The organism is Bradyrhizobium altum, assembly GCF_020889705.1.
GTDB classification, from domain to species: domain Bacteria; phylum Pseudomonadota; class Alphaproteobacteria; order Rhizobiales; family Xanthobacteraceae; genus Bradyrhizobium; species Bradyrhizobium altum.
In genome coordinates, this window is the sequence record NZ_JACMYP010000008.1 from 80,946 (window position 1) to 87,925 (window position 6,980).

The 6,980-nt window shown below is 57.4% G+C and carries 4 protein-coding genes and 2 pseudogenes; all 6 read left to right on the forward strand.

Going from position 1 to position 6,980, the window contains the following annotated elements:
• Window positions 1-7 precede the first annotated feature (7 nt).
• The gene (locus H8B02_RS04630; protein WP_229165079.1) at window positions 8-1,189 is read left to right on the forward strand and encodes an acyl-CoA dehydrogenase; all 1,182 of its coding nucleotides are present in this window, start codon (window positions 8-10) and stop codon (window positions 1,187-1,189) included.
• Between the two features lie 82 nt (window positions 1,190-1,271).
• Window positions 1,272-2,876: pseudogene (locus H8B02_RS04635) on the forward strand (benzoate-CoA ligase family protein); the annotation flags it as partial.
• Between the two features lie 117 nt (window positions 2,877-2,993).
• The gene (locus H8B02_RS48805; RefSeq protein WP_376711591.1) at window positions 2,994-3,401 is read left to right on the forward strand and encodes an acyl-CoA thioesterase; all 408 of its coding nucleotides are present in this window, start codon (window positions 2,994-2,996) and stop codon (window positions 3,399-3,401) included.
• Window positions 3,388-3,843 (forward strand): RidA family protein, encoded by a 456-nt coding sequence (locus tag H8B02_RS04640; RefSeq protein WP_229165080.1) that lies wholly within the window; start codon window positions 3,388-3,390, stop codon window positions 3,841-3,843. Before H8B02_RS48805 ends, H8B02_RS04640 begins: the two co-directional genes overlap by 14 nt.
• Window positions 3,844-5,059: 1,216 nt before the next feature.
• On the forward strand, window positions 5,060-6,178 hold the full coding sequence (locus H8B02_RS04645) for a hypothetical protein (RefSeq protein ID WP_229165081.1): 1,119 nt from the start codon (window positions 5,060-5,062) through the stop codon (window positions 6,176-6,178).
• A gap of 445 nt (window positions 6,179-6,623) precedes the next feature.
• Window positions 6,624-6,976: pseudogene (tnpB, locus tag H8B02_RS04650) on the forward strand (IS66 family insertion sequence element accessory protein TnpB).
• Window positions 6,977-6,980 lie beyond the last annotated feature (4 nt).

Sequence of the window (6,980 nt, forward strand, 5' to 3'; positions counted from 1 at the left end):
ACGCAAGATGTCACAGCCTCAACTCGCTTGGGACGATCCATTTTCTCTTGATAGCCAACTCACCGAAGAGGAGCGGTTGGTGCAAGCTACGGCCCGGGAATATGCTCAAGCTCGGCTCGCACCACGTGTCCGCGAGGCGTTTCGCGAGGAGAAGACCGATCCGCAAATCTTTCGCGAGATGGGCGAGTTGGGCATTCTTGGCTGTACGGTATCGCCGGATTTTGGAGGATCAGGCCTTGGGTACGTTGCCTATGGTCTGATTGCGCGCGAAGTGGAGCGCGTCGACTCTGGATATCGCTCAATGATGAGTGTGCAGTCATCCCTCGTAATGACGCCCATCGAGGCGTTCGGTTCGCTCGAACAAAAGCAGGAGTTTCTTCCGAAACTCGCCGCGGGCCAGTACATCGGCTGCTTTGGGCTTACGGAGCCTGATCACGGCTCCGATCCAGGATCAATGGTAACGCGCGCGAAGAAGGCCCCGGGTGGTTATCGCCTGTCCGGAAGCAAGACGTGGATCACAAATGCTCCCATCGCAGACCTCTTTCTTGTTTGGGCAAAGACCGAAGACAATCTGATTCGCGGATTCTTGATCGAGAAGGGCACGAAGGGGCTCGAGGCTCCGCCAATTCATGGCAAGGTGGGCCTGCGTGCCTCAATTACCGGGCAAATACTGCTCGACGGTACTTTCGTCCCGGAAAGCCATATGCTGCCGGGAGTAAGCGGATTGAAAGGGCCGTTCACCTGTCTCAACTCGGCGCGCTTCGGCATCGCGTGGGGGGCGCTGGGGGCTGCCGAGGCCTGCTATTCTGCTGCCCGCAGCTATGTTTTGGAGCGCAAGCAATTCGGGCGGCCCCTTGCCGCAAATCAGCTCATCCAGAAGAAGCTCGCGGACATGGTGACCGAGATTGCCCTCGGTCTGCAGGGGTGCCTTCGACTTGGGCGGATGAAGGAGGAAGCAAATTCTCCTGTCGAATTGACGTCGATCCTCAAACGCAATTCCTGCGGCAAGGCGCTGGAGATCGCTCGCGTTGCGCGGGACATGCTCGGTGGTAATGGCATCTCGGATGAATTTGCTGTGGCCCGCCACCTGGTCAATCTCGAGGTGGTCAACACGTACGAAGGAACGCATGACGTCCACGCGCTGATTGTCGGTCGTGGGCTGACAGGAATTGCGGCCTTTGCCAATTGAGCAAGGTAGCTTGCTTACGGCAGTCGATATCTCACGACGTGATTGAATCCTGTGCGAGCGAGGTTGGGAAGTGGAGCGCGCGATGACCCGGACGGCGCATGTTGATACGTTTGCCCGCGACAATCTACCCCCCGCGGACTGTTGGCCAGATCTGATCTTCACGCGTCCGGAGCATCAATATCCCGAGCGGCTCAATTGCGTGTCCAGGTTTATTGATCGTTGGATCGCCGGAGGCCATGGCGATGCACCGTGCATCCTCTCGTCGGAAGGGAGCTACAGTTACCGCGACTTGCACGACCTGGTGAATCGCATCGCAAATGTGCTGGTCGACAAACTTGGCCTCGTCCCCGGAGGTCGTGTTCTTCTGCGGTCCGCCAACAGCCCAATGATGGTTGCTGCGTATTTGGCGGTAATGAAGGCCGGAGGTATCGCGGTGGCGACGATGCCCTTGCTCCGCGCGAAGGAAATCTCCTACCCGATCAAGAAGACGAGGGTATCGCTGGCGCTGTGCGATGCCGCACTGGCCGCCGAGATGGAAAAAGCGAAGGCCACTTCACCAGAACCGATGCGAGTCCTTTACTGGGGAGCACCTGGAGCCGACTCCCTCGACGCAATGCTTGCTGACGCCAGTCCTGACTTTGCCGCAGTTGATACCGCGGGTGACGACGTCTGTCTGATAGCGTTCACGTCGGGAACAACGGGCGATCCCAAGGGAACGATGCATTTCCATCGCGATATGCTGGCTGTGTGTGACGGCTTTGCGCGCAACATCCTCGGCGCGAGCTCTAGCGACCGTTTCATCAGCACCGCCCCGCTCGCTTTCACATTCGGATTCGGAGGCGTGATATTTCCGCTTCATGTCGGAGCATCACTAATACTGCTGCAAAAGACGACACCGGAGAATCTCGCAGCTGCAATCGAGCAGTTCGACGCGACCATTTGCTTTACCGCGCCGACGGCCTATCGGGCGATGCTGTCGTTGAAGGAAAAGCGCCCCATGGCGTCGCTGCGGAAATGCGTCTCGGCCGGCGAAGCGCTGTCCCGGGCGACCTTTGATGCTTGGCTGAACGAAACGGGTATCAAGCTCATAGACGGCATCGGTTCGACCGAGATGCTCCACATATTCATCAGCTCGACTGAAGATGAAATTCGGCCGGGAGCAACCGGCAAGCCCGTACCAGGATATGAGGCGAAGGTACTCGATGCAGATGGCGAAGAAGTGCGACCGGGAACAATCGGACGGCTGGCGGTGCGAGGACCCACGGGTTGTCGATACCTCGCGGACGAGCGGCAACGCAAATACGTACTGAACGGTTGGAATCTGACTGGCGACGCGTATCACATGGATGAGGAAGGGTACTTCTGGTACCACGCCCGTTCCGACGACATGATCGTATCGGCTGGATACAACATCGCAGCAACCGACGTGGAAGCTGCACTGCAAACACACAGTGCAGTCGCCGAGTGTGGCGTGATTGGCATCCGCGATGAAGCGCGCGGAATGATTGTAAAGGCGTTTGTTGTGCCTCGATCTGGAATCGTTGCCGACGATGCGCTGGTAAGCTTGCTTCAGGAACATGTTAAGCGCGAGATCGCGCCTTACAAGTATCCACGCGCGATCCAGTTTGTCTCAGAACTGCCAAAGACCGCAAGCGGCAAACTGAAACGCTTTATGTTACACGCCATCGAGCCCGGCGAGGGCGCCCCCGACGTTATCCGCAAATCGAGTGAGGCAGTCCGTCCCAGGCGCCTTAAGATGCCTTCGCTGACGGAGATCCCAACGGGGGTATTCCGGAAGACGCTAATGGTTCGCTTTTCCCAGTGCGATCCAGCAGGGATCGTCTATTTTGCCGACTATTTCGATATTGCTAACGGCATCATCGAAGACTGGTTTCCAGCGTCACTGGGACTGCGTTACCACGAGTTTATTGGCCCGCGGCGGACCGGACTCGGCTTCGCGAGCGCTCGTTGCGATTTTGTCAGATCGTGCAAGATGGGTGATGAGTTGACATTCGCACTTTTGATCGAATCGATCGGACGATCTTCCATCAGGCTTCTAATGTACGCCTATCGTAACTTGGAGCCGGTGCTTGGGATGTCTCTCGTGATCGCGACCACATCAATGCTGGAGAATATATCGATTCCGATCCCGGACGATTTGCGAGCCGCCCTGGAGGCGTATGAGGAGAAATGTCGTTATGAGTACGTCTGAAGACACGGCCGCCAAAATATCGCAGTTTGAAAGTCCGGCCGGAAGCGCCCGACCGCGGCAACTGCAGCCGGTTGGATGGCCACAGCCGAAGGGTTACGCCAACGGCATGATTGCTGAGGGGCGTCTCCTCGTTACGGGCGGCGTGGTCGGCTGGGACGCCGCAGGTCAGTTTCCCACGAGCTTCATCGGACAGGTGCAATTGGCGCTCGAGAATATCGTGGCGATCTTGGCGGAGGGTGGGGCCAAGCCTGAACATCTGGTCCGTCTGACGTGGTACGTCGTCGACATGGATGAGTATCTCGCGAATATTAAGCTGCTCAGCACGGTGTATCGCGATGTCATCGGTCGGAACTACCCAAGCATGGCACTGGTGCAGGTTGTTCGGTTGGTTGAACGCTCCGCACGCGTCGAGATCGAAGCCACCGCGGTTATTTCAAACTGATAGAAGAACGCTGAAGTATCGAACGGGGCTGACAACCATGCCACGGTTGTCTGCTTGAGCGGATCCGGGAGTGGCGTAGCTGGCCGGATGTGATGGTTGGAGATCGGGTGAACGGCTCCAAAGTACGCCTGACTGCTACCAGCGTCCCGCGGAATGGTAGAGAGAGTAGCTTACTCGCAATAGGGGTCCAGGAGTTTGTCGTATCGACATTGATCTTGGTACCACGCGATGAGTCGTTGTTCCTGTTGACTGTCGCGGACGACGACATGAGCTGAAGCCGCGATGGCATTCGCGTAGAACTGCTTTCGCATGCCAACGGTCACAAGGGCTGGCACGCGCCGACGGCGCCGGGCGGACATATTGCACTGTGTCACAGCGCGAGATGAGCATCGATGACCTCGTGGTACGCGCGAGCGGAAAGCGCAGTTGATAAGCGCTTCGCTTATGCCACTCGAGGGCGAGTGTACGGAAAGTATCTCAAAAGAGTCCTGCTGCGTTGACTCAGCTGTTCAGCACGACTTGGCACTCGGCATTGAGAAGCCATAGACTTCGGCACCAGGTTGAAGCAATTGCACGAGGGCCGTGGTGGGCGTCGCTTCTCCTCACTTTGCACCAGCGCAGTTGAAGAGGTGCATCGGCTGGTCCGCGAAGGCACTGACCGGCGGATGGACGAGCCGAAGAGTAAGGCCATCATCCGACGCGCCGGCCAGTCAGTTAGACCCAGGCCTCGGGTAATCAGTCGGCAACGCATTTGACCTTAAGCGAGCCGTTGCGCGTTGAACGCAACAGCCGGAGAGCTACGAGCGGTGCGAGATCAGCTTAGTGGCGTCGGCTGGAAGTCAGCTAGCCGGCTGAGTGGGCTTGTGAAAGCGACCGGCGAGGTTGGGGATCGCGTCAAAGGGATCAGACGAGGCCGGCGGTTCAGTTCGGTCTTATCGACCGAGTAGACGCCGTTTAGATACATCGCCGCGGGGCGGGCACTTGGCCGGCAGCCTTTACGGGTGTCTTTCTTCATTGGATGAGGGCGATCAGGTGCGCGGGCGCTACCTGTGCGCGCAAACGTTCCGATTCTGGAACGCCATTTTGCAGCGTCGGGGATTTTCCTCACGAGCTCGTGTTTGTATTGTTCCGTGACAATAACAAGAAGCCAGTTTGGGGGAAGGGCTTTGGTCACCAGCAACGTCTGAGCCTGGGCCATAACACATTGGAGGGACACGTGAAGCGCCAAATTCAGTTAATACTAAATGCATTGATTTTCGTCTCTGTCGGAAGCGCGACAGGCCTGGCCTCAGATCTGCCAGTTAAAGCTAAGCCCGTGCTGGATCAGCCGTTCTTCTCGGTGATCGAGGATCGCGTCACATATTCCTGGCTACCCAAGGCTGTGGATCCAGGAGTGTTCACGCGGAATCCCAACGGGTCGCTGAATAATACGACATCGATGCAGGTGTTCTCGTTTACGCACTTTGATATCTGGAAGTATGGTACGAACTCTCTGAACGTCTCGATGTTCAAGGCGGACCATAATGATCCTGCGGCCCCCTGCCTGACTCCTGGCGCCATCGTTGATCCGAATACGCGCACAACGAGTTCCGGGAATTGTGCAGGTGCGACACTTTTCACCGGCCAGCTTCGTTCGACGTTTGGCTGGAACGAGATTTTCGAGACGAAGGCGTTCACTATTAATCCGCTTCGGAACATCTCCTTTCAGGTCGGCCTTGACCTGAGCTCAACGAATTACGTTCGAGCTGGAGCCGCTCAGATTGCCTATGGGGGTCTGCAGTTTCAGTTTGATCTTCCTTACAAGGGGTACATCAACTTCGCGCCTATGGCGGCTTGGGCTTTCGTCGCTCACAATGCCCTTTTGCAATGCGGCAGCGGCTTTTCTGCCCCAGTGCCTGGCGTGACTTGTATTGACGACGGCAACAGGGTGTATCAGCCGACTTGGGCCATCGAGACCAACTACTACATGGATCTCGGCTTCTTGCCAGAGAGCGTGCGCTACTTCTCTATCAGCGGTCGAGCTCAATGGCTTGGTACCATGGGGACGGTGAATAGCCCGCTTCCCTACAATCCACTTCCGCTGGCTGCGCCGACCAATTCCTTTACGGCGGTTTCCCTTAATTCTGAGCCAATTCGACTGACCTTCGATGCGTCAAAGGCGATTTGGGGCCCGAAGTACTCGCACTACCTGGATGTCTGGGTTGCCTACCGCTATTGGCAAAACAAGTACGGTCTGAATCACAAAGTTGATCGGCTCTGCACTCTCTCGCCGGGCGTGAGCAACGGCACGTGCACTGAATCAAGCCTGTATACCGGCGTCACTGTGAAATTCTAGCTTCACGTGCCTCCCAAGCCTCAACTCGTGCCGTATGCCCACGGCATGAGTTCCGGGCTTGGAAGCAGGCAAGGCTTAGCGTGCCGCTATCGTCCCGTAGCGCGAGTTAAGCAGAAGCTCGAGCGAGATGCTGTCTAGTAGGCCTCTCTAGTAGGCAGCTGTCCTGCCGTGCGAACGGCGTTTCCTCCCACACTTCCCGGTGGTCGAATGACCACCGGGCCTTTTCTTGTCGGTGACCTTGTCGAGCTGGATCTCATGCATTCCTTGGCCAACGTTGAAGCTGGAGTAGGTGCAATTCGCTGATGCTGCACCCGGTCGCGCTCGTTTAGACTCTCGGTCCGTCAGCATGGCGAGTAGCCCGCCGAGTGGTGGTAGACGCGCGAAGCGCGTCACCGGTGATCAAGCGAGATGGGTACCCAGGACTCAATACTCTACGCACTGGGCCATGTTCAGACCGGGCGGTGACCTGCAGGTCTATCTGCACCGTGAGCCGATCGACTTCCGGGCTGGCATCAACAGCCTTGCGGTCCTGGTCCAGGAGACGATGGCGCTCGATCCATTCACTCCGGCGGTTTTTGCGTTCTGCAATCGCCGTGCGACCGGATGAAGTTGTTGTTCTTCGACCGGTCCGGCTTTGTGCTGGTCCTGAAGCGGCTGACCGAGGACAAGTTCCGATGGCCGCGCCGCCAGGAGGCGATCGTCACGCTGACGACCGAGCAATTGCACTGGATCCTTGACGGCATCGATATCGATGCGATGGTCCGCCATCCGGTGCGGCACTATCAGGTTGCCGGCTGAGCTA

Bases quoted from the DNA above. Each gene is read 5' to 3' on its own strand.
- H8B02_RS48805 (WP_376711591.1), top strand. From the start codon at position 2,994: ATGGTTCGCTTTTCCCAGTGCGATCCAGCAGGGATCGTCTATTTTGCC.
- H8B02_RS04640 (WP_229165080.1), top strand. From the start codon at position 3,388: ATGAGTACGTCTGAAGACACGGCCGCCAAAATATCGCAGTTTGAAAGT.
- H8B02_RS04630 (WP_229165079.1), top strand. From the start codon at position 8: ATGTCACAGCCTCAACTCGCTTGGGACGATCCATTTTCTCTTGATAGC.